Annotated in this window: 23 protein-coding genes and 1 tRNA gene; 8 read left to right on the plus strand and 16 right to left on the minus strand. The window is 71.5% G+C overall.

Annotation, left to right across the window (positions count from 1 at the left end; translation table 11 throughout):
- Positions 1-119 precede the first annotated feature (119 nt).
- The 8 genes from dnaN (at position 120) to ACL02R_RS09310 (ending at position 9,782) form a co-directional block, all read left to right on the plus strand.
- Entirely contained in the window at positions 120-1,250 is a 1,131-nt protein-coding gene (dnaN, locus tag ACL02R_RS09275) for a DNA polymerase III subunit beta (RefSeq protein WP_362956518.1), read from the plus strand.
- Positions 1,251-1,361: 111 nt separating this feature from the next.
- Positions 1,362-2,240, plus strand: a complete 879-nt coding sequence (gene gnd / locus ACL02R_RS09280) for a phosphogluconate dehydrogenase (NAD(+)-dependent, decarboxylating) (RefSeq protein ID WP_412796386.1) — start codon at positions 1,362-1,364, stop codon at positions 2,238-2,240.
- 7 nt (positions 2,241-2,247) lie between these two features.
- Positions 2,248-3,378, plus strand: a complete 1,131-nt coding sequence (recF, locus tag ACL02R_RS09285; protein WP_412796387.1) for a DNA replication/repair protein RecF — start codon at positions 2,248-2,250, stop codon at positions 3,376-3,378.
- A complete protein-coding gene (locus tag ACL02R_RS09290; protein ID WP_412796388.1) occupies positions 3,371-3,928 on the plus strand; it encodes a DUF721 domain-containing protein in 558 nt (185 codons plus the stop codon). The genes recF and ACL02R_RS09290 overlap by 8 nt, the downstream gene beginning before the upstream one ends.
- Positions 3,929-4,170: 242 nt before the next feature.
- Complete coding sequence (gyrB, locus tag ACL02R_RS09295) at positions 4,171-6,243, plus strand: DNA topoisomerase (ATP-hydrolyzing) subunit B (protein WP_412796389.1); 2,073 nt, start codon at positions 4,171-4,173, stop codon at positions 6,241-6,243.
- A gap of 46 nt (positions 6,244-6,289) precedes the next feature.
- Positions 6,290-8,914, plus strand: a complete 2,625-nt coding sequence (gyrA, locus tag ACL02R_RS09300; protein WP_412796390.1) for a DNA gyrase subunit A — start codon at positions 6,290-6,292, stop codon at positions 8,912-8,914.
- Positions 8,915-9,085: 171 nt separating this feature from the next.
- Positions 9,086-9,628: a DUF3566 domain-containing protein gene (locus tag ACL02R_RS09305; protein WP_412796391.1), complete on the plus strand. Its 543-nt coding sequence runs from the start codon at positions 9,086-9,088 to the stop codon at positions 9,626-9,628.
- 80 nt (positions 9,629-9,708) lie between these two features.
- Positions 9,709-9,782, plus strand: a tRNA-Ile gene (locus ACL02R_RS09310).
- A gap of 58 nt (positions 9,783-9,840) precedes the next feature.
- On the opposite strand, the gene ACL02R_RS09315 is transcribed toward ACL02R_RS09310, so the two are convergent.
- From ACL02R_RS09315 to ACL02R_RS09390, 16 genes are all read right to left on the minus strand, one after another.
- Positions 9,841-10,998, minus strand: coding sequence for a tyrosine-type recombinase/integrase (locus ACL02R_RS09315; RefSeq protein ID WP_412796392.1), 1,158 nt, complete (start codon positions 10,996-10,998; stop codon positions 9,841-9,843).
- The gene (locus ACL02R_RS09320; RefSeq protein ID WP_412796423.1) at positions 10,998-11,186 is read right to left on the minus strand and encodes a helix-turn-helix domain-containing protein; all 189 of its coding nucleotides are present in this window, start codon (positions 11,184-11,186) and stop codon (positions 10,998-11,000) included. The genes ACL02R_RS09315 and ACL02R_RS09320 overlap by 1 nt, the downstream gene beginning before the upstream one ends.
- Before the next feature lie 142 nt (positions 11,187-11,328).
- Complete coding sequence (locus tag ACL02R_RS09325) at positions 11,329-11,643, minus strand: helix-turn-helix transcriptional regulator (protein WP_412796393.1); 315 nt, start codon at positions 11,641-11,643, stop codon at positions 11,329-11,331.
- Positions 11,644-12,029: 386 nt separating this feature from the next.
- Positions 12,030-13,460, minus strand: coding sequence for an ATP-binding protein (locus tag ACL02R_RS09330; protein ID WP_412796424.1), 1,431 nt, complete (start codon positions 13,458-13,460; stop codon positions 12,030-12,032).
- A gap of 50 nt (positions 13,461-13,510) precedes the next feature.
- Positions 13,511-14,383, minus strand: coding sequence for a bifunctional DNA primase/polymerase (locus ACL02R_RS09335; protein ID WP_412796394.1), 873 nt, complete (start codon positions 14,381-14,383; stop codon positions 13,511-13,513).
- Between the two features lie 80 nt (positions 14,384-14,463).
- On the minus strand, positions 14,464-14,856 hold the full coding sequence (locus ACL02R_RS09340; RefSeq protein WP_412796395.1) for a hypothetical protein: 393 nt from the start codon (positions 14,854-14,856) through the stop codon (positions 14,464-14,466).
- A 210-nt stretch (positions 14,857-15,066) separates the two neighbouring features.
- Positions 15,067-17,259: an ATP-binding protein gene (locus ACL02R_RS09345; RefSeq protein WP_412796396.1), complete on the minus strand. Its 2,193-nt coding sequence runs from the start codon at positions 17,257-17,259 to the stop codon at positions 15,067-15,069.
- Between the two features lie 100 nt (positions 17,260-17,359).
- On the minus strand, positions 17,360-17,692 hold the full coding sequence (locus ACL02R_RS09350) for a hypothetical protein (RefSeq protein WP_412796397.1): 333 nt from the start codon (positions 17,690-17,692) through the stop codon (positions 17,360-17,362).
- Positions 17,689-18,582, minus strand: a complete 894-nt coding sequence (locus ACL02R_RS09355) for a hypothetical protein (RefSeq protein WP_412796398.1) — start codon at positions 18,580-18,582, stop codon at positions 17,689-17,691. The genes ACL02R_RS09350 and ACL02R_RS09355 overlap by 4 nt, the downstream gene beginning before the upstream one ends.
- Positions 18,579-18,782 carry a hypothetical protein gene (locus ACL02R_RS09360; protein ID WP_412796399.1) on the minus strand — a complete coding sequence of 68 codons (204 nt, stop codon included), beginning with the start codon at positions 18,780-18,782 and terminating at the stop codon, positions 18,579-18,581. Before ACL02R_RS09360 ends, ACL02R_RS09355 begins: the two co-directional genes overlap by 4 nt.
- A gap of 6 nt (positions 18,783-18,788) precedes the next feature.
- Positions 18,789-19,136, minus strand: a complete 348-nt coding sequence (locus ACL02R_RS09365) for a hypothetical protein (protein ID WP_412796400.1) — start codon at positions 19,134-19,136, stop codon at positions 18,789-18,791.
- On the minus strand, positions 19,133-20,242 hold the full coding sequence (locus ACL02R_RS09370) for a DNA cytosine methyltransferase (protein WP_412796401.1): 1,110 nt from the start codon (positions 20,240-20,242) through the stop codon (positions 19,133-19,135). Before ACL02R_RS09370 ends, ACL02R_RS09365 begins: the two co-directional genes overlap by 4 nt.
- Positions 20,239-20,883 carry a GGDEF domain-containing protein gene (locus ACL02R_RS09375; protein WP_412796402.1) on the minus strand — a complete coding sequence of 215 codons (645 nt, stop codon included), beginning with the start codon at positions 20,881-20,883 and terminating at the stop codon, positions 20,239-20,241. The genes ACL02R_RS09370 and ACL02R_RS09375 overlap by 4 nt, the downstream gene beginning before the upstream one ends.
- Positions 20,880-21,206 carry a hypothetical protein gene (locus tag ACL02R_RS09380; RefSeq protein ID WP_412796403.1) on the minus strand — a complete coding sequence of 109 codons (327 nt, stop codon included), beginning with the start codon at positions 21,204-21,206 and terminating at the stop codon, positions 20,880-20,882. The genes ACL02R_RS09375 and ACL02R_RS09380 overlap by 4 nt, the downstream gene beginning before the upstream one ends.
- The gene (locus ACL02R_RS09385; RefSeq protein WP_412796404.1) at positions 21,203-21,673 is read right to left on the minus strand and encodes a Pycsar system effector family protein; all 471 of its coding nucleotides are present in this window, start codon (positions 21,671-21,673) and stop codon (positions 21,203-21,205) included. The genes ACL02R_RS09380 and ACL02R_RS09385 overlap by 4 nt, the downstream gene beginning before the upstream one ends.
- Positions 21,670-21,927 (minus strand): DUF6284 family protein, encoded by a 258-nt coding sequence (locus ACL02R_RS09390; protein ID WP_412796405.1) that lies wholly within the window; start codon positions 21,925-21,927, stop codon positions 21,670-21,672. Before ACL02R_RS09390 ends, ACL02R_RS09385 begins: the two co-directional genes overlap by 4 nt.
- Between the last annotated feature and the right edge of the window lie 347 nt (positions 21,928-22,274).

The following is a 22,274-nucleotide window of genomic DNA, read 5'->3' on the forward strand; positions in this document are numbered from 1 at the left end:
CCCTACCCACCGGACTTCGATTTGACTCGCGGAAGCGCCTAGTGTCAGTGCCGTGCGCCAGACTGGTGCCTCGTAGACAGCAGCAGGCGAGCAGCCAGCGACAGCGGGAGGCGGCTGAAGTGAAGATCCGGGTGGAACGCGATGTGCTCGCGGAGGCGGTGGCCTGGGCCGCCCGCAGCCTGCCGGCCCGGCCCCCCGTGCCGGTGCTCGCCGGACTGCTGCTCAAGGCCGGTGAGGGGACGCTGAGCCTGTCGGGCTTCGACTACGAGGTCTCGGCCCGCGTCTCGGTCGAGGTGGACGTCGAGGACGAAGGGACGGTCCTGGTCTCCGGGCGCCTCCTGGCCGACATCTGCCGCGCGCTGCCGAACCGCCCCGTGGAGATCTCCTCGGACGGCGTGCGCGTGACCGTCGTGTGCGGCTCCTCGCGATTCACACTCCACACCCTGCCTGTGGAGGAGTACCCGGCGCTGCCGCAGATGCCGACCGCGACGGGCACCGTCCCCGCCGACGTCTTCGCGTCCGCCGTCGGGCAGGTGGCCATCGCGGCGGGCCGCGACGACACGCTGCCGGTGCTCACCGGCGTGCGCATCGAGATCGAGGGCGACCGCGTGACGCTCGCCTCGACGGACCGCTACCGGTTCGCCGTCCGCGAGTTCCTGTGGAAGCCGGAGACGGCCGACATCTCCGCGGTGGCCCTCGTGCCAGCCAAGACGCTCCTGGACACCGCAAAGTCCCTCAGCGGCGGCGACACGGTCTCCCTGGCGCTCGCGGGCGCCGGTGCGGGCGAGGGCCTGATCGGCTTCGAGGGCGCGGGCCGCCGCACGACGACGCGGCTGCTGGAGGGCGACCTCCCCAAGTACCGGACGCTGTTCCCGACCGAGTTCAACTCGGTCGCCGTGATCGAGACCGCGCCGTTCGTCGAGGCCGTCAAGCGCGTCGCCCTGGTCGCCGAGCGGAACACCCCGGTGCGCCTCAGCTTCGAGCAGGGCGTGCTGATCCTGGAGGCGGGGTCGAGCGACGACGCACAGGCTGTGGAGCGCGTGGACTCGGACCTGGAGGGCGACGACATCTCGATCGCCTTCAACCCGGCGTTCCTGCTGGAGGGGCTGAGCGCGATTGACTCCCCGGTGGCCCAGCTGGCGTTCACCACGTCGACGAAGCCCGCGCTGCTCAGCGGCAAGCCCGCCGCCGACGCCGAGGCGGACGAGGCGTACAAGTACCTGATCATGCCGGTGCGGCTGAGCGGCTGAGCGGTGCCCGTCCGCGCCGGGGCGAGCAGGTGAGCGGCCCGGCCGGACAGCTGTGCGCACGGGGCCCGAAGTAGGCTCGGGACCGGTTCGCAACGCTATGAAGGAGTCCTGATGGAGCTCGGTCTCGTCGGCCTCGGCAAGATGGGCGGGAACATGCGCGAGCGCATCCGCCAGGCCGGCCACACCGTCGTGGGGTACGCCCACGAGGCGGATGTCGCGGATGTCCACAGCCTGCGGGAGATGGTGGACGCGCTGGCAGCTCCCCGGGTCGTGTGGCTGATGGTCCCGGCCGGTGCCGCCACGCAGTCCACGGTGGACGAGCTGGGCGACCTGCTGTCGCCCGGGGACGTCGTCGTGGACGGCGGCAACTCCCGCTGGACCGACGACGCCAAGCACGCGGAGCAGCTCGCCGCGAAGGGCATCGGCTTCGTGGACTGCGGCGTCTCCGGCGGCGTCTGGGGCATCCAGAACGGCTACGCGCTGATGTACGGCGGCGACGCCGAGCACGTTGCGAAGGTCCAGCCGATCTTCGACGCCCTCAAGCCCGAGGGCGAGTTCGGCTCGGTGCACGCCGGGAAGGTCGGCGCGGGCCACTTCGCGAAGATGGTCCACAACGGCATCGAGTACGCGATGATGCAGGCCTTCGCCGAGGGCTGGGAGCTGCTGGAGGCGGCCGACGAGGTCACCGACGTCCGCGAGGTCTTCCGCTCCTGGCAGGAGGGCACCGTCATCAGGTCCTGGCTGCTCGACCTGGCGGTCCGCGCGCTGGACGACGACGAGCACCTGGCCCAGCTGCGCGGCTACGCGGCCGACTCGGGCGAGGGCCGCTGGACCGTCGAGGCGGCGATCGACAACGCGGTGCCGCTGCCCACCATCACCGCGTCGCTGTTCGCGCGGTTCGGCTCGCGCCAGGACGACTCACCGCAGATGAAGATGGTCGCCGCGCTGCGCAACCAGTTCGGCGGCCACGCGGTGGAGAGCTCGAAGTAGCGGCGTCGTGCATGTGACGCACCTGTCGCTGGTGGACTTCAGGTCCTATCCCCGGGCCGAGGTGGAGCTCGGCCCGGGGGTCTCGTCGTTCATCGGGCCGAACGGGCAGGGCAAGACGAACCTGGTCGAGGCCGTCGGCTACCTGGCGACGCTCGCCAGCCACCGCGTCTCCTCCGACGCGCCGCTGGTCCGCATGGGCGCGGAACGGGCCGTCGTCCGCGCCGCCGTGACGGAGGGGGAACGCTTGCAGCTGGTCGAGCTGGAGCTGAACCCGGGGCGCGCCAACCGCGCGCGCCTCAACCGCTCGACGCAGGTGCGCCCCCGCGACATCCTCGGCGTCGTGCGCACCGTCCTGTTCGCGCCCGAGGACCTGCACCTGGTGAAGGGCGACCCAGGGGAGCGCCGCCGCTTCCTCGACGAGCTGGTGATGGCCCGTACGCCTCGGCTCGCGGGCGTGCGCGCCGACTACGAGCGCGTGCTCAAGCAGCGCAACACCCTGCTGAAGTCGGCCGCCATGGCCCGCCGCCACGGCGGCCGCGGCGCCGACCTGACGACCCTCGACGTGTGGGACCAGCACCTCGCCCGCTCCGGCGCCGAGCTGCTCGCGCAGCGGCTGAACCTCGTCACCGCCCTGCGCCCGCTGACCGACAAGGCGTACGAGGAGCTGGCGCCGGGCGGCGGCCCCGTCGCCCTCGACTACCGCTCCTCGGCCGGTGACGCCGCGGCGGGCGCGACGACCCGCGAGGAGCTGTACGAGGTGCTGCTCGCCGCGCTCGGCGAGGCCAGGCCGCAGGAGATCGAACGGGGTGTGACGCTCGTCGGCCCGCACCGGGACGACCTGCTGCTGCGGCTCGGCGACTTCCCGGCCCGCGGCTACGCGAGCCACGGGGAGTCGTGGTCCTTCGCCCTCGCGCTGCGGCTGGCGTCCTTCGCACTGTTGCGGGACGAGGGGCCGGAGCCGGTGCTGGTGCTGGACGACGTGTTCGCCGAGCTGGACGGGCGGCGCCGGGAGCGGCTGGCCGAGCTGGTCGCGCCGGGCGAGCAGGTGCTGGTGACGGCGGCGGTGCCGCAGGACGTGCCCGCGTCGCTGGTGGGGACGCGTTTCGCGGTGGCCGAGGGGCGGGTCGAGCGTGAGTGAGGGACCGGACCGCGCCCCCGGCGGCGCGGGGGAACGGGACGCGGCGCCCGAGCTGTCCGGTGTGGACCTGGCGCGCGTGGCCCTGCGCGCGGCGCGCGAACAGGCGCGCGCGCGGGGCGCGATGACGCAGCAGCGGAGGCAGGCGCGGCGGGGCGGCGGCTTGCGCTCCGGGGCGCGCGCCGACGCCCGCGATCCCCTCCCTCTCGGCGCCGCCGTGGAGCGGCTGACCACCGAGCGCGGCTGGGAGATGCCGCTGGCGGTGGGCGGTGTCGTCGGCCGCTGGCCGGACCTGGTCGGGCCCGAGGTCGCGCAGCACTGCGCGCCGGAGGGGTACGACGAGGAGACGCGCGTCCTCACCGTCAGGTGCGACGCGACGGCGTGGGCGACGCAGCTGCGGCTGCTCGCGCCCCAGCTCCTGCGCCGCCTGAACGCGGACCTGGGCCAGGGAACCGTCAGTTCGATCAAGGTCCTGGGGCCCGCGGGGCCCGCGCGCACCCCGGGACGGCTGCGCGCGCCGGGGAGCAGGGGGCCCGGTGACACCTATGGCTGACCGGCTGCGGGGCGGTGCGGAAGTGATGCCGGTCACGTTCGCAGATCGTTGACAGGCGGAAGCGCTGAGCGCCGCCGTGAGCGGATCTGGGGCGGGGGCCGTATATGGGGAGTCATCGCATGCCGGTTCAGGGCGGCACATGCGGACTGAGGGGCCCGGAAACAGCCACTACGGTTGGCGCTACCGGTAGACTGGAACGACCCGCCCCGTTGCGGACCATGTCGAACGCCACAGCCGCTCCGATGAGCCGGAGCCGGCTCGTGCTGTGCCAGAAAGGGCGCTTCGTGGCCGATTCCGGCGATGCCACCCCCACCACACCGACCTCCGCCGAGCCCGCGGACGGTTCCTCCTACGACGCCAGCGCGATCACGGTCCTGGAGGGGCTCGACGCCGTCCGGATGCGACCGGGCATGTACATCGGCTCGACCGGCGAGCGTGGTCTGCATCACCTGGTCTACGAGGTCGTGGACAACTCGGTGGACGAGGCTCTCGCCGGCCACGCCGACACGATCGACGTGACCCTGCTCGCGGACGGCGGCGTCCGCGTCGTGGACAACGGCCGCGGCATCCCGGTGGGCGTGGTTCCGTCCGAGGGCAAGCCCGCCGTCGAGGTCGTGCTCACGGTCCTGCACGCGGGCGGCAAGTTCGGCGGCGGCGGGTACGCGGTCTCCGGCGGCCTCCACGGCGTCGGCGTCTCCGTGGTGAACGCGCTGTCGAAGCGCGTCGCCGTCGAGGTGCGCACCGACGGCTACCGCTGGACGCAGGACTACGCGCTGGGCGTCCCGACCGCGCCCCTGAAGCGGAACGAGGAGACCGCCGAGACGGGCACCACCGTCACGTTCTGGGCCGACGGCGACATCTTCGAGACGACGGTCTACTCCTTCGAGACCCTGTCGCGGCGCTTCCAGGAGATGGCGTTCCTCAACCGCGGTCTCACCATCACCCTGACCGACGAGCGCGCGGCGGCCAAGCAGACCGCGGGCGCCGACTCGGCGGACGGCGACGGCAAGGACGAGCCCCGCACCGTCAGGTACCACTACGAGGGCGGCATCGCCGACTTCGTGCGCCACCTGAACTCGCGCAAGGGCGAGATGATCCACCCCTCCGTGATCGAGATCGCGGCCGAGGACACCGAGCGCAAGATCTCCGTCGAGATCGCGATGCAGTGGAACAGCCAGTACACCGAGGGCGTCTACAGCTTCGCCAACACGATCCACACCCACGAGGGCGGCACCCACGAGGAGGGCTTCCGCGCCGCGCTCACCGGCCTCGTGAACCGGTACGCGCGCGACAAGAAGCTGCTGCGCGAGAAGGACGACAACCTCACCGGCGAGGACATCCGCGAGGGTCTGACGGCGATCATCTCGGTCAAGCTCGGCGAGCCCCAGTTCGAGGGCCAGACCAAGACCAAGCTGGGCAACACCGAGGCCAAGACCTTCGTCCAGAAGATCGTCCACGAGCACTTCGGCGACTGGCTCGACCGTAACCCGTCCGAGGCCGCGGACATCATCCGCAAGAGCGTCCAGGCGGCCACCGCCCGCGTCGCCGCCCGCAAGGCCCGCGACCTCACCCGCCGCAAGGGCCTGCTGGAGACGGCGTCGCTGCCCGGCAAGCTCAGCGACTGCCAGTCGAACGACGCCGCCCGCTGCGAGATCTTCATCGTCGAGGGCGACTCCGCCGGCGGCAGCGCCAAGGCCGGCCGCGACCCGCAGTACCAGGCCATCCTGCCCATCCGCGGCAAGATCCTGAACGTCGAGAAGGCCCGCATCGACCGCGTCCTCCAGAACACCGAGGTCCAGGCGCTGATCTCCGCCTTCGGCACCGGCATCCACGAGGACTTCGACATCGCGAAGCTCCGCTATCACAAGATCATCCTGATGGCGGACGCCGACGTCGACGGCCAGCACATCAACACCCTGCTGCTGACCCTGCTCTTCCGCTTCATGCGCCCGCTGGTGGAGGCCGGGCACGTGTTCCTCTCGCAGCCTCCCCTCTACAAGATCAAGTGGGGCCGGGAGGAGTGGGAGTACGCCTACTCCGACCGCGAACGGGACAGCCTGATCCAGCTCGGCCGTGAGCGCGGCAAGCGCATCCGCGAGGACTCGATCCAGCGCTTCAAGGGCCTCGGCGAGATGAACGCCGAGGAGCTGCGGGTGACCACCATGGACCAGGCCCACCGCGTGCTGCGCCAGGTCACGCTGGACGACGCCGCGGCGGCCGACGACCTGTTCTCGATCCTGATGGGCGAGGACGTGGAGGCCAGGCGCTCGTTCATCCAGCGCAACGCCAAGGACGTCCGCTTCCTGGACATCTGAGCAGGACCGCCTTCCCCACAGCAGCCCGAAAGGAATCGGACCCCAGATGGCCGAGGACACCCCGCCCACCGTCACCCCGCCCGCCGGGGAACCGGGCGCCCTGCGCATCCAGCCGGTGACGCTGGAAACCGAGATGCAGCGCTCGTATCTCGACTACGCGATGAGCGTCATCGTCTCGCGCGCGCTGCCCGACGTGCGCGACGGCCTCAAGCCGGTGCACCGCCGCGTGCTGTACGCCATGTACGACGGCGGCTACCGCCCCGAGCGCGGCTACTACAAGTGCGCCCGCGTCGTCGGCGACGTGATGGGCACGTACCACCCGCACGGTGACACGTCCATCTACGACGCCCTCGTACGCCTCGCCCAGCCGTGGGCCATGCGCATGCCGCTCGTCGACTCGAACGGCAACTTCGGCTCGCCGGGCAACGACCCGGCCGCCGCCATGCGGTACACCGAGTGCCGCATGGCGCAGCTGGCGATGGAGATGCTCCGGGACATCGACGAGGACACCGTCGACTTCCAGGACAACTACGACGGGCGCAACAAGGAACCCACCGTTCTCCCCGCCCGCATCCCCAACCTGCTGATCAACGGTTCGGCCGGTATCGCGGTCGGCATGGCCACCAACATCCCGCCGCACAACCTCCGCGAGGTCGCCGCCGGCGCCCAGTGGTGCCTGGAGCACCCGGACGCGTCGGCTGAGGAGCTGCTCGACGCCCTGGTCGAGCGCATCAAGGGCCCCGACTTCCCGACCGGCGCGCTGATCGTCGGCCGCAGCGGGATCGAGGAGGCGTACCGCACGGGCCGCGGCTCGATCACGATGCGGGCGGTCGTCGAGGTGGAGGAGATCCAGGGCCGCCAGTGCCTGGTCGTCACCGAGCTGCCCTACCAGGTGAATCCGGACAATCTCGCGCAGAAGATCGCCGAGCTGGTCAAGGACGGCCGGGTCAGCGGCATCGCCGACGTGCGCGACGAGACGTCCTCGCGGACCGGCCAGCGCCTCGTGATCGTGCTGAAGCGCGACGCGGTCGCCAAGGTCGTGCTGAACAACCTGTACAAGCACACCGACCTCCAGACCAACTTCGGCGCCAACATGCTGGCACTCGTGGACGGCGTGCCGCGGACCCTGTCGCTCGACGCGTTCATCCGCAACTGGGTGGCGCACCAGGTGGACGTCATCGTCCGCCGCACCCGCTACCGGCTGCGCAAGGCCGAGGAGCGCGCCCACATCCTGCGCGGCCTGCTCGCCGCGCTGGACGCGATCGACGAGGTCATCGCGCTCATCCGGCGCAGCGACACGGTGGACGTCGCCCGGCAGGGCCTGATGGGGCTGCTGTCGATCGACGAGATCCAGGCGAACGCCATCCTGGAGATGCAGCTGCGCCGCCTGGCCGCCCTGGAGCGGCGGAAGATCGTCGCCGAGCACGACGAGCTGGAGCAGAAGATCCGCGAGTACAACGCGATCCTCGCCTCGCCGGAGCGCCAGCGGCAGATCATCTCGGAGGAGCTGGCCGCGATCGTCGACAAGTTCGGCGACGACCGGCGTACGGCGCTGATCCCCTTCGAGGGCGACATGTCCATGGAGGACCTGATCGCCGAGGAGGACATCGTCGTCACGATCACGCGGGGCGGCTACGTCAAGCGGACCAAGACCGACGACTACCGGGCGCAGAAGCGCGGCGGCAAGGGCGTGCGCGGCACGAAGCTGCGCGAGGACGACATCGTCGACCACTTCTTCGTCTCGACCACGCACCACTGGCTGCTGTTCTTCACGAACAAGGGCCGCGTCTACCGGGCCAAGGCGTACGAGCTGCCGGACGCCGGGCGGGACGCACGCGGGCAGCACGTGGCGAACCTGCTGGCCTTCCAGCCGGACGAGCGGATCGCCGAGATCCTCGCCGTCAGGGACTACGAGGCGGCGCCGTACCTGGTGCTGGCCACGAAGTCCGGGCTGGTGAAGAAGACGGTGCTCAAGGACTACGACTCGCCGCGGTCCGGCGGCGTCATCGCCATCAACCTGCGCGAGATGGCGGACGGCCGCGACGACGAACTGATCGGAGCCGAGCTGGTCTCGCCCGACGACGATCTCCTGCTGATCAGCAAGAAGGCTCAGTCGATCCGTTTCACGGCCACGGATGACACACTGCGTCCCATGGGCCGGGCGACGTCGGGCGTCAAGGGCATGAGCTTCCGCGAGGGCGACGAGCTGCTGTCCATGAACGTCGTGCGTGCCGGAACCTATGTGTTCACCGCGACCGACGGCGGGTATGCGAAGCGCACCCCGGTCGACGAGTACCGGGTCCAGGGGCGTGGCGGCCTCGGCATCAAGGCCGCCAAGATCGTCGAGGACCGCGGCTCGCTGGTCGGCGCGCTCGTGGTGGAGGTCACCGACGAGATCCTGGCCATCACGCTCGGCGGCGGAGTGATCCGTACGCGGGTCAGCGAGGTGCGGGAAACCGGCCGTGACACCATGGGCGTCCAGCTGATCAACTTGGGGAAGCGGGACGCCGTGGTCGGCATCGCCCGCAACGCCGAGGCCGGCCGCGAGGCCGAGGAGGTCGAGGCCGCGGACGACGAGGCGGAGACCGGCGCGGCGGACACCACCGGCGGTACCGACGGCCCGGCCGGAACCGGCCAGGCCGGCCAGGACACTGAGGACACTGAGGAGTAACGCGTGAGTGAAGCCACGGGCGCCTCCGGGGGCCGCGCGGGGAACGACGGGACCCCGCGCACTCCACCGGGCCCACCGGGCGTCCCACCGGGCGGCGGCGCCCGTGGCGAGAGCTCCGGGGGCAGCCGCGCCAGGGCCAGATCCCGTAAAGCGACCCGTGGGGGGACCACGATGACCAGCGCAAGACCCACGGACTCGTACCCGCAGGGACAGGGCCAGGGCGGCTACCACCCGCCGCAGGCATACCCGTCGCCGCCCGGCGGCGCGCCCACCGTCGGCCCCCAGCAGGGCCAGGGCGGCCAGGCGCAGCGCGTGGCGCGTACGGGCGCCCGTACGGTCCCGCGGACCCGTAAGGCCCGGCTGCGGGTCGCCAAGGCCGATCCCTGGTCGGTGATGAAGGTCAGCTTCCTGCTGTCGATCGCCCTGGGCATCTGCACGGTCATCGCGGTGAGCCTGCTGTGGATGGTGATGGACGGGATGGGCGTCTTCACCACCATCGGCGACACCATCAGCGAGGCGACCGAGACGGACACCGAGAGCGGCTTCGACCTCGTCGGCTTTCTCTCGCTGTCCCGGGTCATGCTGTTCACATCTGTGATCGCCGTGATCGACGTCGTGCTCGCGACCGCGCTGGCGACGCTCGGCGCGTTCATCTACAACCTGTCGGCCGGCTTCGTCGGCGGCATCGAAGTGACCCTGGCGGAGGACGAGTAGCGGACCGCCCGGCGGGGAGCCGGGCGGCGCCGAACCGATTTGGGCAGCGGGCCCGCCATGCGCTAGCCTTTCATCCGCGCGGGGCTATAGCTCAGATGGTTAGAGCGCATCCCTGATAAGGATGAGGCCACAGGTTCAAGTCCTGTTAGCCCCACCTGCGGAAACGGCCCTGGTCATCTCTGACCAGGGCCGTTTGACATCCACGGCCGACATCAGCCGACCTTCTCGACCCCCCTCAGCAGGTCGGCGAGCAACTGGGCGGCGGCCCGCTGGTCGTCATCCACGACGTGCGTGTAGATGTCCATCGTCATACTGATCTGGCTGTGCCGGAGGATCGCCTGTGCCGACTTCGGGTGGACCTTCAGGAAGGCGAGCAGCGTGCCGCAGGTGTGCCGGGCGAGCCGTACGGTGATCCGCCGGACCGGTGCCCTGCCGACCAGCGTCTCGAACGTCCGGCTGAAGCCGCGCGGCTCGATCGGCCCGCCGTGCCGCTCGGTGAAGATCAGGTCCTCCCCCGGCTCCTGATGCCAGTGCGAACCGGCCTTCGCCTTCTCCTCGCCCTGCACGCGCTTCCGCTCGCGCAGGGCTTCGGCGACGAAGGCCGGCAGGGGGAGCGCGGCGTTCGAGGAGTCGGTCTTGAGCTTCTTGACGACCAGCTTGCCCTTCTCCCGCTGTACCTGGCGGGTGGGGGTGAACTGCTCGTTGTCGAAGTCGATGTCGGACCATCGCATGCCGAGCAGTTCGCCGCGCCGGAGGCCCAGCGTCAGCAGGACGACGAAGGCCGCGTAGAGGCGGTGGTCGCGGGCCGTGCTGAGGAAGGTGATCGCCTCCTTGGCGGACCACGGCTTCCGTTCCTGGGTGTCCACGGTCGGCATGTCCACCAGCTCGGCGACGTTGCGCGTCACCAGCTCCTCCCGGCGAGCGCGGTTGAGCGCGTTCCGCAGCACGCGCAGCGACTCGGCGCGCGTGGGCGCGGGCACGCCGTCCTTCTTCATGCGGGCCATGGCCTCCCGCACCTGGGCCGGGGAGAGCCGGGGCAGCGATTTCTTCCCCAGGTGCGGGATCAGGTAGAGCCTGACCTTCCCCTCGTACTTGGCGTAGGTGTTGTGCTCGGTGGACGGCTGCACGATCTGGGCGAGCCAGTACGTCAGCCACTCACCGACCGTCCAGGACCGCGAGGGCACGGGCACGCCGTTCCGCTCCTGCTCCTGAAGCTTGGCCAGCTTCTCGGCCGCCTCGTCATACGAGTGGCCGTAGCGGAAGACCCGTTCGAGGAGACCGTCCGTGGTGGTGACGAAGGCAGCGGCCTGATAGCGGCCGTCCTTGCGCTTGGTGATCGTCCCGGCCCCATTGGGGCGGCGCTTGGCCATCAGGCGTCTTCTCCGGTCTGCTTGCGGATGAACTGGGTGAGCGCGTCAGCCGGAACGCGGCGGGCCCGGCCGATGGTGAAGCTCCGGAGCTGCCCGGAGCGGATGAGGTCATAGACCTTGGACCGGCCCAGCCGTAGGGCGGACATGACTTCGGGCACGGTGAGGGCTTCGGGGGTGGGGTTGCCCAGGGTGAGGCTCACAGCGATCTCCTGTTTCGGGATGGCGTGTCGCTTCTTCCGGGAGATCCGCTACTTCCGCTACCTCCGCTACCGCGCAGGTCAGGGGCCTGTCGCGGGTAGCGGAGGGGTGGGTGGTAGCGGATGTGTGCCGCTACCTGGGGACGGTGGCGGGGGTAGCGGGTGCTGGGCCGGTAGCAGCGGGGTAGCGGCTGTGGTCGGCCGTTTCCGCTACCTCGTTGTCGCTGGTCAGCCCGGGAATCGGGGTGTCGGTAGCGGAGGTAGCGGATTCTCCGGGGGGCGGGGGGCAGTACCGGGTCCACGCGTCGGTGAGGTCGTGGGCGTAGTAGCCCTTGAGTACGCTGCTGCCGGTCTTGATGTTCCTCAGCCGCCAGCGGTAGAAGGTCGCTCTGGGAACGCCGATTTCCTTGATCACTTCGGTAATGGTCAGCATTTCTGTGCGAGGCACGTCGTGTCTCCTCAGAGGCGGGTTCGCTGGCAGTCGGGTTCGCTGGCAGTCTGAAGAGGCCACCCCCGCGCCGGGGTGGCTTCTTCGGGTCGGACCGGGGTGCGGAACGTCTTAGGTTCGGAGTTGTGCGTCCCCTTCGTCCCCTGCGTCCCCTGGGGGTGTGTGACCTGCGGTTTTGAGGGGACGCAGAGGGGGACGCAGGACCGCAGGGGGGGCGCAGAGACCACAGGAGGGGGGGACGCAGGGGACGCAGAGGGGACGCAGGGATTCAGCTCTGCGTCCCCCCTGTTTGCGCAGGTCAGGGGGTGTGGAGAGGCGGAGGGGGACGCAGGGGACGCAGAGCTTTCCTACTTAGGACAGAAGCCGGTTGAAAGCACTACTGGGGGTCACGTGCGGGGGTTGGCGGTGATCTCGATGTAGCGGGACCGCCCGGGGTCCTGCTGGCCCGTGCGGCGGCCCCATTCGACTGCGACGCCGCGTGCGGCGAGGGTGGGCTGAAGGCGCTTGAGCCGGTCGCTCAGAACTTTGCCGGTGGTGGGCCAGCCTTTCGGCAGGGGCCGGTAGGGGGTGTCTTCGGCGCTTCCGGCGTAGAGGCGGGTGAAGTGGTCCAGCCACACGGACGCCGGCTGCCGAACGGGGCCCCCGCTCATCGTGGCGGCGTACTGGAGCACGGTCTGTGCGACGACGTCGCCCTCGATCACGTCGTCCGTCAGGTCGTCGAGACTGGCCCGGTAGGCGGTCAGGGCGCCGAGGTGGTGCACGGCGTCGAACTGGGCGCACAGTCGGGCGAAGTCGGCCATGCGCAGGTCGGCGGGCACGTCGGTGTCCTGCGCGCGGATGGTGACGGCCAGGTCGAGCAGGCCGCCGAGGATTACGGGGAGTGCGTCGGCGAACTCGGCCCACAGGTCGGCTTCGGACCTGCGCCGTGCGGGGCGTTCGAGCTTGAGGTGGAGGAGGCGTTCGCCGAGGTCGGGGCGGATCACGCCGACGTCGATGCCGGTGATCAGCAGCGGGCGGCGGTAGCGGGAGCGGTGCACGTCGCCGTCGGTGAACAGGGCGCGTTTGATGGTCTCGGCGCCGGTGACGATGCAGCACATCAGGTCGGACATGTCGGCTGAGAGGTGCGAGAGGTTGTCGAGCGGGGTGATCCATCCTGCCGCTACGGCGGTGATCAGGCCGTCCTCATCCTTCGGGGGACGGCGCAGGTCGGCGCTCATGCCCTCGATCACCCGGGTCAGCATCCGCGCCGTGGTGGACTTCCCCGCTCCCTGCGGCCCGGTGAGGAACGGCGCCGGCACGGGCACCCCCGGATCGAGACAGCCCAGCAGCCACGCGATCGCCAGTGACGAGGACTCGGCGTCGCTGAAGTTGCACAGCGACCACAGCCGGTCGATCCCCGCCAAACCGCGACCTGTCGCGGGTTCGGGGAGTTCCCCGGTGAGCTGGGTACGCCGCCACACCACTTCGTCGGCGGACGGCACGCGCACTTCCCATCCGCCGGGCGCGATGCGCACGGACCGGCCGTCATCGCGGCCGAGGTCGAGCCAGGTGACCCCCGGCGTGATGCCGCAGGGCGCGACGCGGATGTGCACGGGCCGCAGGGTGCCGCTGATGGTGAGTGCTTCGATCAGTTCCAGGGCTTCCTTCATGGCGGTGCCGCTGAACAGGCCCAGTCCTTCGTGGAACATGTCGAGCATGAGTTCCTGGCGGTGGCTTCCGGCGACTCCCTGGCTTTTGAGCGGGCGGGCGATGGGGCGGCCGTTCCGCTGGGCGTAGGGGGTGCCGTCCGGGGTGCGGAAGTACGCGAAGTGCTCCATCGCGTACTTCACGATCACCTCGCGCACGGCCGGCTTGTCGTCCTCCCCGCTCACGAGACCAGCTCCGCCCCGGCTTCGGCGAACCCGCGCTCCACCGCGCGGACCGCATACGCCTCGGGGACGCCGACCGCGACGGCGGCGCGGACGATCTCCCACCCGATCGCCTCAAGCCCGCACGGCCCCGGGCACCCGGCGTGCCGCGAGGCGAGGAACCGCGCGACCCCGAACGCCTGGCTACCGGCACCCTGCTCGGTACGGGCCCGCACCTTCGCCAGACCGCGCTCGACACCGCTGGTCACGAACCGAACCGTGTGGCGGCACCCGGCCGCCGGCGTGCGGTCCCAGCGGGCCCTCGACACGACAGCCCCGCCGCCCGGCGAGCCGTCCTTGCGCGGCAGGGCCCGCACGGCGTCCGGCAGAAGCGCCATCGCGCCGTCGCCGGGCCCGCGCCACCGGGCGTAGGCCATGGACGACTTGATGTCCACACCGGGCCGCACCGCGTTGTGAGACGTCATGGCGCCTCGGTAGATCCAGTGCTCACCACGCGTCGTCGCGACCGTGCGCGTCTCGGGCAGCGTCTCGCGGGCCCACGCGACCGCCGCCGCGCTGTCCAGGTCCACCACGGTCACCCCGGCACCCCCCGGGTGGTAACCCACCCCACCCGCGTGGGACCACGCACGGGCCCAGGCGGGCGAGGTGAGGGCGGCAGGGTCGGTGGTCGCGGCGGCCCACGCGTGGCACGGCGCCGCACACTGGCATGGCCCGGCCGTCTTCATGTTCGGTCGGCCGCCGCACCGGTTCCGCTCGCAGCTCGGGCAGTTGGCGACCGGGCGCTTGTCGGCGTTCAGCGGCAGCACGGGTACGCCTCGCGCGGCCAGATTGAGCGCCACGCGCAGCAGCGCGGGGCGGGGGTCAGGTGTCATGCTGGAGTCCTCCAGTTCTCTGGGGACCGGAGCGGGCCGCGTGTCTTTGGTGAGATCGGGCGGCCCGCTCCGGGCGGGTGCTACCAGGTGGAGCGGAAGCCGGTTCCTCGGGCGGCGTTGTTCATGGCCTGGTGGTGTCGGCGGCTGCCGAGGAACTGGGCTTCGAACTTCTCGTCGTACTCGCGGTGTTCGCGCCAGGTGCGCAGGTCGCGGATGTCGGGGTGGTCGCGGCGGTCGTAGATGCGGCCGTGGCGCATCCACATCTCTTCGGGGGTGGGTCCGGCTGCGCCGTTTCCGGCGCACAGGCCGATGAGGGGGACCTTGGTGAAGCGGAACTCCCAGACGCGCTTGCCGGGGTCGTGGCCGCCGGCGGTCTGGATGACGTAGTAGGTGCGTCCGGTGCGGGCGCGGCGTGCGAAGTCGCGCGCCTCGCGCTTCATCTGGCGGTACTCAGCGCCGCTGAGCGTGGACATGCTTCGCCTCCAAGAATGGTCACGGTGTGTGACTGGGGAGGGGTGGGGAGGGGCTGCCGGGCCGTGTTTCCGGAGGGTTTTCGCAGGTCGGCGGGGGTGCCTCCCTGCCTCCCTCACGGGCTGTTTGCGCTGATCAGTGCGGGGAGGAACGGTGGGGGAGGCGATTGGGGAGTTTTCCCTGTCTCCCCAGCCGCCTCCCTTCACGGAGCGTTACTCTTCGGGGGTGTCGGTGTCCCGTTCGGCGAGTGCTTCGAGGACGCGGGCGCGGCTGACGACCATGACGCCGCCGGACTTGTAGGGGGCGGCGTCGGCCGCTTCGAGCGCGCGGGTGAGGTCCTGCGCGGTCCATCCCCGGTACTCGCCGGGGTTGAGTTCGGCGAGCCGCTGGCGTACTTCGTCGGTGCGCACCCGCTTCTCCTCGCCCAGGGCCGTGGCGATGTCGGCGAGGTGATCGGCCGGTTCGTCGGTGCCGGCGGTGGTGCGGGTGGTGATCCCGGCGCGGCGGGCTTTGGCGCGGTCGGCGATCTCGGCGGCCTGCTCGGTGTCGATGTAGTGGGTCCGGATGGTCACCGAGGACTGCCCCGCCGCGAGCTTCACCCCGTCGCCGGCGACGACGAGGGTGCCCTTGTCGAGACCCTGCCGCAGCAGGTGCGGGGCGGCGCCGCCGTCAACGGCCTTGTCCCCCAGCGCCATCCGCGCCTGGGACTCGGTGCCGAGAGCGAGGGAGCCCCGCAGGTGCGCGCCCTCGCGGACGAGCTTGGGGAGGTTCTGGTCCGTGGGGTCCTGTGTGCCCTGCCACAGGGTGACGTTGACCGCCCGTCCCTGGTTGTGAAGCTTCCGCGCGGCCATGAAGTACCGGGAGGTGGCCTTCGAGCCGCCATAGGGCCGCTTGTCTTCCCCGACCGCCGGGCACATGAACGCGACCTGCGCCTCATCGACCAGCAGGACCAGCGGCGGGAAGGCCGCGCGGGGCGGGGAGGTGAGACGCCGTTCCATCTCCGCGACCCCGGCTTCGAGCATCTCGGTCGCTTCGATCACGTCGTCATCGGTCGGGCCCTGGATCAGCACCGTCGCGAGGTCGTCGAACATGGCCCAGTCCCCGGCGCCCTTCAGGTCCGCGATGCGGAACTCGACGGACGCGTCCAGCGCCAGCCACAGGGCCAGGGCGCGTAGGGCGGCGGTCTTGCCCTGGTTGGACAGGCCGGTCATCAGCAGGTGCCGCTGGAAGATGCTGACCAGCGCCGCGTCCCCGCGCAGGTCCTGGCCCCAGGGGGCGCGGCCGGTCTTGTAGCTGGCGGTCAGTTCGGGGTCGATGACCAGCGGGGACGGGCCGATCGGCTCGTCCAGCGCGCCGGAGTCGGCGATCCACAGGCGCACGGTGCGGGCCGCCTGGGGAATGGTGATGAACACCTCGTGTTCGTGGCGGGCGAGGTTCTCGGCCAGCTTGCGGCGCTTGTTCTGCACCTCGTCCGTGGAGACGCCGGACGGCAGGGTGACATCCACTTCGACGCCGCACCCGGCGATCGTGATCGGTCCGAGCATGGCGGCGCCGTTGTCGCCCATCTGCTGGACGGCCTTGCGCAGCGTCGCGATGCCCAGATCCCGCAGCGCCACGACCACGGCGGACGGCGTGACCGGCGTGCCGCCGCTGTCGGCGCGCTGAGCGGCGGGCAGCGTCCAGTTCGGTGCGGCTTGCTGCTTCCTTCCGACACCCCACAGGCCGGCGAGGACGAGCCACGGCGCGACCGTCACCAGCGGGCCCCAGACGACCGTGGCGGCCATGACGGTCCAGCGGATCAACTCGACCATGGCGAGTGCAGGGGCGGCGACATCGCGCGGGTCGCCGTTGGCGTAGGCGAGGGCCATCCCGAGGGCGAGCAGCAGACCGCCGGTCAGCCCGCCGCCCCACAGGGCGGCTTTCGCGGCACGCTGCGGGGCGGCCAGCAGTTCCATCCGGCGTTGGTGCCGCGCCTCCCGCGCCGTCCGGCCGCGCGCCTCCCACTCCATGGCCATCTCGTGGTTCCCGGCCGCCTCGGCGGCCCGCATCATCCGCTCGTAACGGGCGGCCGTGCGGGCGTCCCACACCCGCCGCGACACGATGCGGGTCCCGCCGACGACGAACAGGCCGTGCCGCACGGCCGCCTGGGCGACGGTGCGGGTGCGCTCGTGCCGGGCGGCGGTGGCCACGGCGCGGCGTACCTGCCGCAGCCGGGTACGGCGCCGCTCCCCGGCCGACACCGGCACTTCGGCGGGCGGCGGCGGGTCGGTGTCCTTGACGAGCCGCAGCGGCGGACGGGTACGCGGCCCGGGGGCGTCGGGTACGGGCGTACCCGCAGTACCCGCCGGATCGGGTACGGCCGGAACGCTCGCATCCCGGCCGTACCCGTTGAGGACTTCGGACATGATGAGGATTCCTCCAAGTAGCCCCGCAAGGGGGCGGTCGAGGGGCCCGGGGCCGGTCCGGATTGCTGCCAGGCGAAGAGGGACCGGCCCCGGGGCGGATTCAGCGGGACCCGTCGCCCTGGATCTCGCGCCACAGGGCGCGCAGGACGAGCAGGCAGGTGGTCAGGGCCACCGCCGAGATGGCGATGGCCACGGCGAACAGCGCGACCGCCATCACCGTGAACACCACGACGGCGGCGGCGCCCGCGTACTTCGCCACCTGCGCGGCCCGGTCGGTCTGCGGCACCGGGTACGCGGCGTGGGGCGGGTACGGGTGGACCGTGTACGGGCCGCCGGCCTGCTGCGGGGGCAGGTACACCGTGTTGTCGGGCATGGGGTGCGGCTGCTGGTAGCAGCCGCATCCGCCGTGATGGTCGTGTGCGGGCAGGTTCATCTCACCGGCTCCTTCGTCAGTTCGTCCCGGATACGCCGGGCACGGTCCTGGTTGATGCGGTACTTCGTGCGCAGCACGCGGAACGGCGGGAGCTGACCAGCGGCCAGGTACTCGGGGAAGTCGTCCCGCGCCTGGTCGGTCAGCGGGTCCTCACCCGCGCTCTCCGTGGTCTCGGACGGTTCGGGTACGCGTGCTTCGACGCGGGTACGCGGCGCCGCGGCCGCAAGTACCGCCGCCCGGGGCCGCTTGCCCCCGGCGGGAACCTCCGGCCCGGGGGCGGCGGCCGGCCGGGCGACGATCGGCAGCAGCCGCACCCCGGCAGGTACGGCCTCGGGCGGTCGCGGGTACACCTCGGGTACGCGCACCCGCTCCGCCACCGCCACGGGTACGGTCGCCGGGGCGGCCGGTTCGGTCGGCGGTGTGTCGTCTGCTTCGAGTTCGGTGACCTTCGCCAGGATCGCCCGGCGGTAGGCCGTGACCGCTTCGGCGAGGACGATCAGCAGGACGGGCGGGATCGAGTGCAGGACCAGACCGGCAGCGTCCACGTGGTGCGGCACACCGAACGCGGTGCCCGGCGGCCACACGGACGACCAGCAGTTCATCACCCATGTGACCAGACCGGCGAAGTACCGCAGGGCGGTGGACCAGCCGCGGGGCTTGATGCTGTACTCGGCCAACACCCCGTCCGTGATCAGCACCGCCCCCAGAGCGAGCGCCACCATCGGGTCGAGCAGCCACGCGATCCCCGGGTGCACCCCGTGCCGCATGGCGAACAGCGTCACCGACGTCGCGGTGAACACCAGCGCGATCACCGCGATCACGACCAGCACGGCCGTCAGGCGCTTCTGCACCCCCCGCAGACGGTGGATGTCCCGGGCGTTGTGCCTCACGACGCCCACCCCCGCCGACGCCGACCCGCCGCACGGGCCCCGGCGACCATCCCGATGAGGAACGCGACGAGGAGCGGCTGAGCCACCGCCCACACCGCCACCCCACCGACCACAGCCAGCAACGCCCCGGCCATGGCCATGAACCAGGCGGGAACGACGACCGCCAGCAGCAGAGCCAGCAGCAAGAAGAGCTTGGTCATGGCCGTTCAGCTCCCTTCCATCAGGTCGAACAGCCCGCCCTGATCCGCGTCAGGCCGCTGGCGTTCCTGCCGCCGGGCGGCGCGTCGGGCGCCGTCGTGGCAGTCGGGGCACCACGCCCGCAGCTCTCCGCGCGGCAGCCGCGCGGCGGCCAGGCCGGCAACCGCCGGATCGGCGGGGGCGGCGGTCAACCGCACCGGGGCACGGTGCTTGCTCGCGTGTTTGTCGTGCTCCTTCGGGCAGCGGCCCTGGCCCTGCTTGTGGGGGTTGCCGCACTCCCCCCGGCACTGGCAGCGGAACCCCGCCGCCCGCATCACCGCGAGCCACAGCCGGGTGTAGACGATCGGCTCGCTCACGCCGCCACCTCCCCGGCGGGGAGGAGTCGTGTGGTCAGGCCGTTTAGTGCGTGTGCGGCCTGTTGGGGGACGACGCCGTTTCCCAACGCGCGGAGTTGTTGGGTGCGGGTGAGGCCGGGGACGTCGGTCACCCAGCCGTCCGGGAGGCCCATCATCCACTCGACCATGCGCGGGTTCAGGCGTCCTCGATGGTCAGTTGCCCCGGGAGCGGGGCGGCCCGTGACCGCTTCCCACCACGCGACCGCAGGGGCGAACCTGCCCCAACCCGATACGCGACCGCCGGCAGTGCCAGGTCGCCCTTTGACCCGCGTTGGTTCGGGCCGCCCTTCTCCCCGTCGGACGCCCGCGGGGTCGGCAACAGCGCCCCCGCCAGAGTCGGGTTCCCGCGACCGAAGGCCGTCGAGGTCCGGTCGGCGTCCGCCGCCATCGGCGTGGGCAGCAGGTTCACCACCACCTCGTTCAACGGCCGGCTGTTCGTCCCGATCAGGTTCGACCGCCCCGACCGCCAGTCCCGCGCCGCCGGCGTCGGCAGCAACGACACGGCCGTGCGCAGATCCGGCCCACCCGTCCCATGCCGCCCCGCCCCGTTCGTGTCGCTTGTGCGGGGCGTCGGCAGCAGCGGCAGCGGCGAGGACGAACAGCCGCTTGCGGGGGTGCGGGGCACCGACATCCGACGCGCGAAGAGTGCCCCATTCCGCATCGAACCCGAGACCGGCAAGGTCGCACAGGACAGTGTCGAAGCCGATTCGAAGGTGGTTCGCGACGTTCTCAAAGATCGCGTAGCGGGGTCGTAGAACCCCAAGGGCACGGGCAATGTCGGGCCAGAGATGCCGCTCATCGGCGGTTCCTTTCAGTTCGCCGGCGAGGCTGAACGGCTGACACGGGTAGCCACCGATGACGACATCCACCGGTTCGACACCGGCCCAGTCCACGGCCCGGATATCCCCGAGGTTTGGCACCCCGGGAAACCGGTGCGCGAGGATCGCGGACGCCCCCGGGTCCGGGTCCGCCACCCACACCACCCGGCCGCCGAACACCTCCGCGACGGCCATGTCCAACCCGCCATACCCCGTACACACCGACCCGATCCGAAGCGGCCCGCTCACGCCGCCACCTCCCCGTTCAGGTCGGTCCCGGGGCGGCCGTTGCGGCGGCCGTTGACGGTGCGGTAGGCGGCGTTCAGACGGTGGGCGGGCATGATGCCGCCGCCGGTCTGCTTCGCCTGGTACATCGCTTCGTCCGCTGCCCGCAGCGCGGCCGGCAGCGGCGTCCCGGGCGGGGCGGACGCCCCGCCGACCGACGCACCCACCGACAGGTCCCGGCCGCCGTGCCGGATGGGGGCGGTCAGCAGGCCGTGCACGCCTTCGAGGAGCCAGCGGAGCGCGTCCGGGTGCGGTGGGAGGGGGACGGCGGCGGCGAACTCGTCCCCGCCCAGCCGCCCCGCGAAACCCCGGCCCTCGACGCTCTCGTTCAGCGACGCCCCGGCCATACGGATCACCGCATCACCGGTGGCGTGGCCGAGGGTGTCGTTGATCTGCTTGAAGCCGTCGAGATCGATCACGATCACAGCGGCCGGGCGCCGGGCCAGGAGCCGGGCGGCTCGGGTTTCGAACCCCTCACGCCGCCACAGCCCGGACAGCGGGTCCCGCTGCGCGGCGACCAGACGGCGCCGCAACAGGACCGAGTGCGCCGACCAGCCGCCCAGCAGGGGAACCACGGCGGCGGCCGTGGACATCAGCTCGCTCATACTGCCACCTCCGCTCCGGCCTTCTCGGGAAGGGCGACGCCGTGGACGGTCAGACGGACTTCGACGCCGCCCCACGAACCGGTGACGGCCAGCCAGGACCACGGCGGGGTGGTGAGTAGTTCGACCCCGGCCGGGTCCAGGCCCAGCGCGGCGCGCCACCGCTCGAACCCGGCCAAGTCGCCGCGCCGGGCCGTCAGTTCGAGCTGCCCGGGGTCGATCGTGGACAGGTGCACGTCCAACGGCGGGAGTTCCCCGAACGCTTCCAGCAGCCGTACCACCGCCATCACAGCCGGGCCCTGCCCGGCGAACATCCCGGCGCTCACAGCGCACCCCCGACAGCGATGAGGGCGGCGACCGCCAGCAGAACGCCAGCAGCGAGGGTGAGGGTGACCGCCCGCTGCACCTGCCCGTACTTGGCCACGGCGAGGCGGGAGAGGGCGACGACAGCGCCCGCGCGCCGGTCCGCCGAAAGGTCGGCGATCAGAGCTTCGGGCGTCAGGGTGGCCCAGTGCGGGAACGTCCCCGCCGCACGCGGCCGCAGCTTCGGCCGCGCCGCCCACAGCAGCACACCCGCCGCCACCACCAACAGCGCGACGCCGGCGGCGCCGACCAGGCGGGCCGCCAGCGGCAGCGGCATCGCGCTGCCCGCCAGCGTCACCCCCGTCAGCAACAGGCCGATGAACGTCGTCAGATTCGCCGTCTTGGTGTCCGTCCGCGCGATCTGCCCCTGCGCCTCGGCGTAGGCGACATCCAGCGCGGCGTTCACGTCGCGGTCCGGCAGGCTGCTCATGCGCTCACCCCCAGGTGACCGCTGCGGTTGGCCAGCTCACGGCGGGCGGCAAGCACCCGGCGCGCGGCCCGGCGCAGACGCCGAACGTCCAGCTCGGACAGCGGCCGGTCAAGGGTGATGATCTCCGCGTCCAGCAACTCAACCTCCGCCAGGATCAGCGGGATCTCGCGCTCGATCGCGTCCAGCTCGACGCTGGACGGTTCACCGTCCAGCGGATCAGCGGCCGACGCCGCCTGTGGAACCATGTTGTTCATGGGTCGTGTACTCCCTCGCAGGTGGAACGGCCCGAACAGCACCCCCGGTGTTCCAGCACCGGGGGTGCACGCCGTTTGTTGTCGGGTGGGGCAGTCCTGCATTCCCCCCGAACACCACCGCCGCCGAACGCCGAAGCGGCGCGGGGCGGTGGTCACGGGCAGCTCAGGTAGCCGCGGTTCGTGTGACCTGAGATGACGCGGAAGGGCTCAGCCGCCGTGCCGGTCGAGCACTGGCAGCCGCCCGCGTACTTCGCGGCATGAAGACCTCCTTGGTCGGTTCGGACATGCGTGTCGCACTGCAAGGGGCTCTCGAAGTCCCACTCTCCGGCCGTTGCTCGCGGTCGCCG

The sequence above is a fragment of the Streptomyces sp. MS19 genome (assembly GCF_047200595.1).
Taxonomy (GTDB): domain Bacteria; phylum Actinomycetota; class Actinomycetes; order Streptomycetales; family Streptomycetaceae; genus Streptomyces.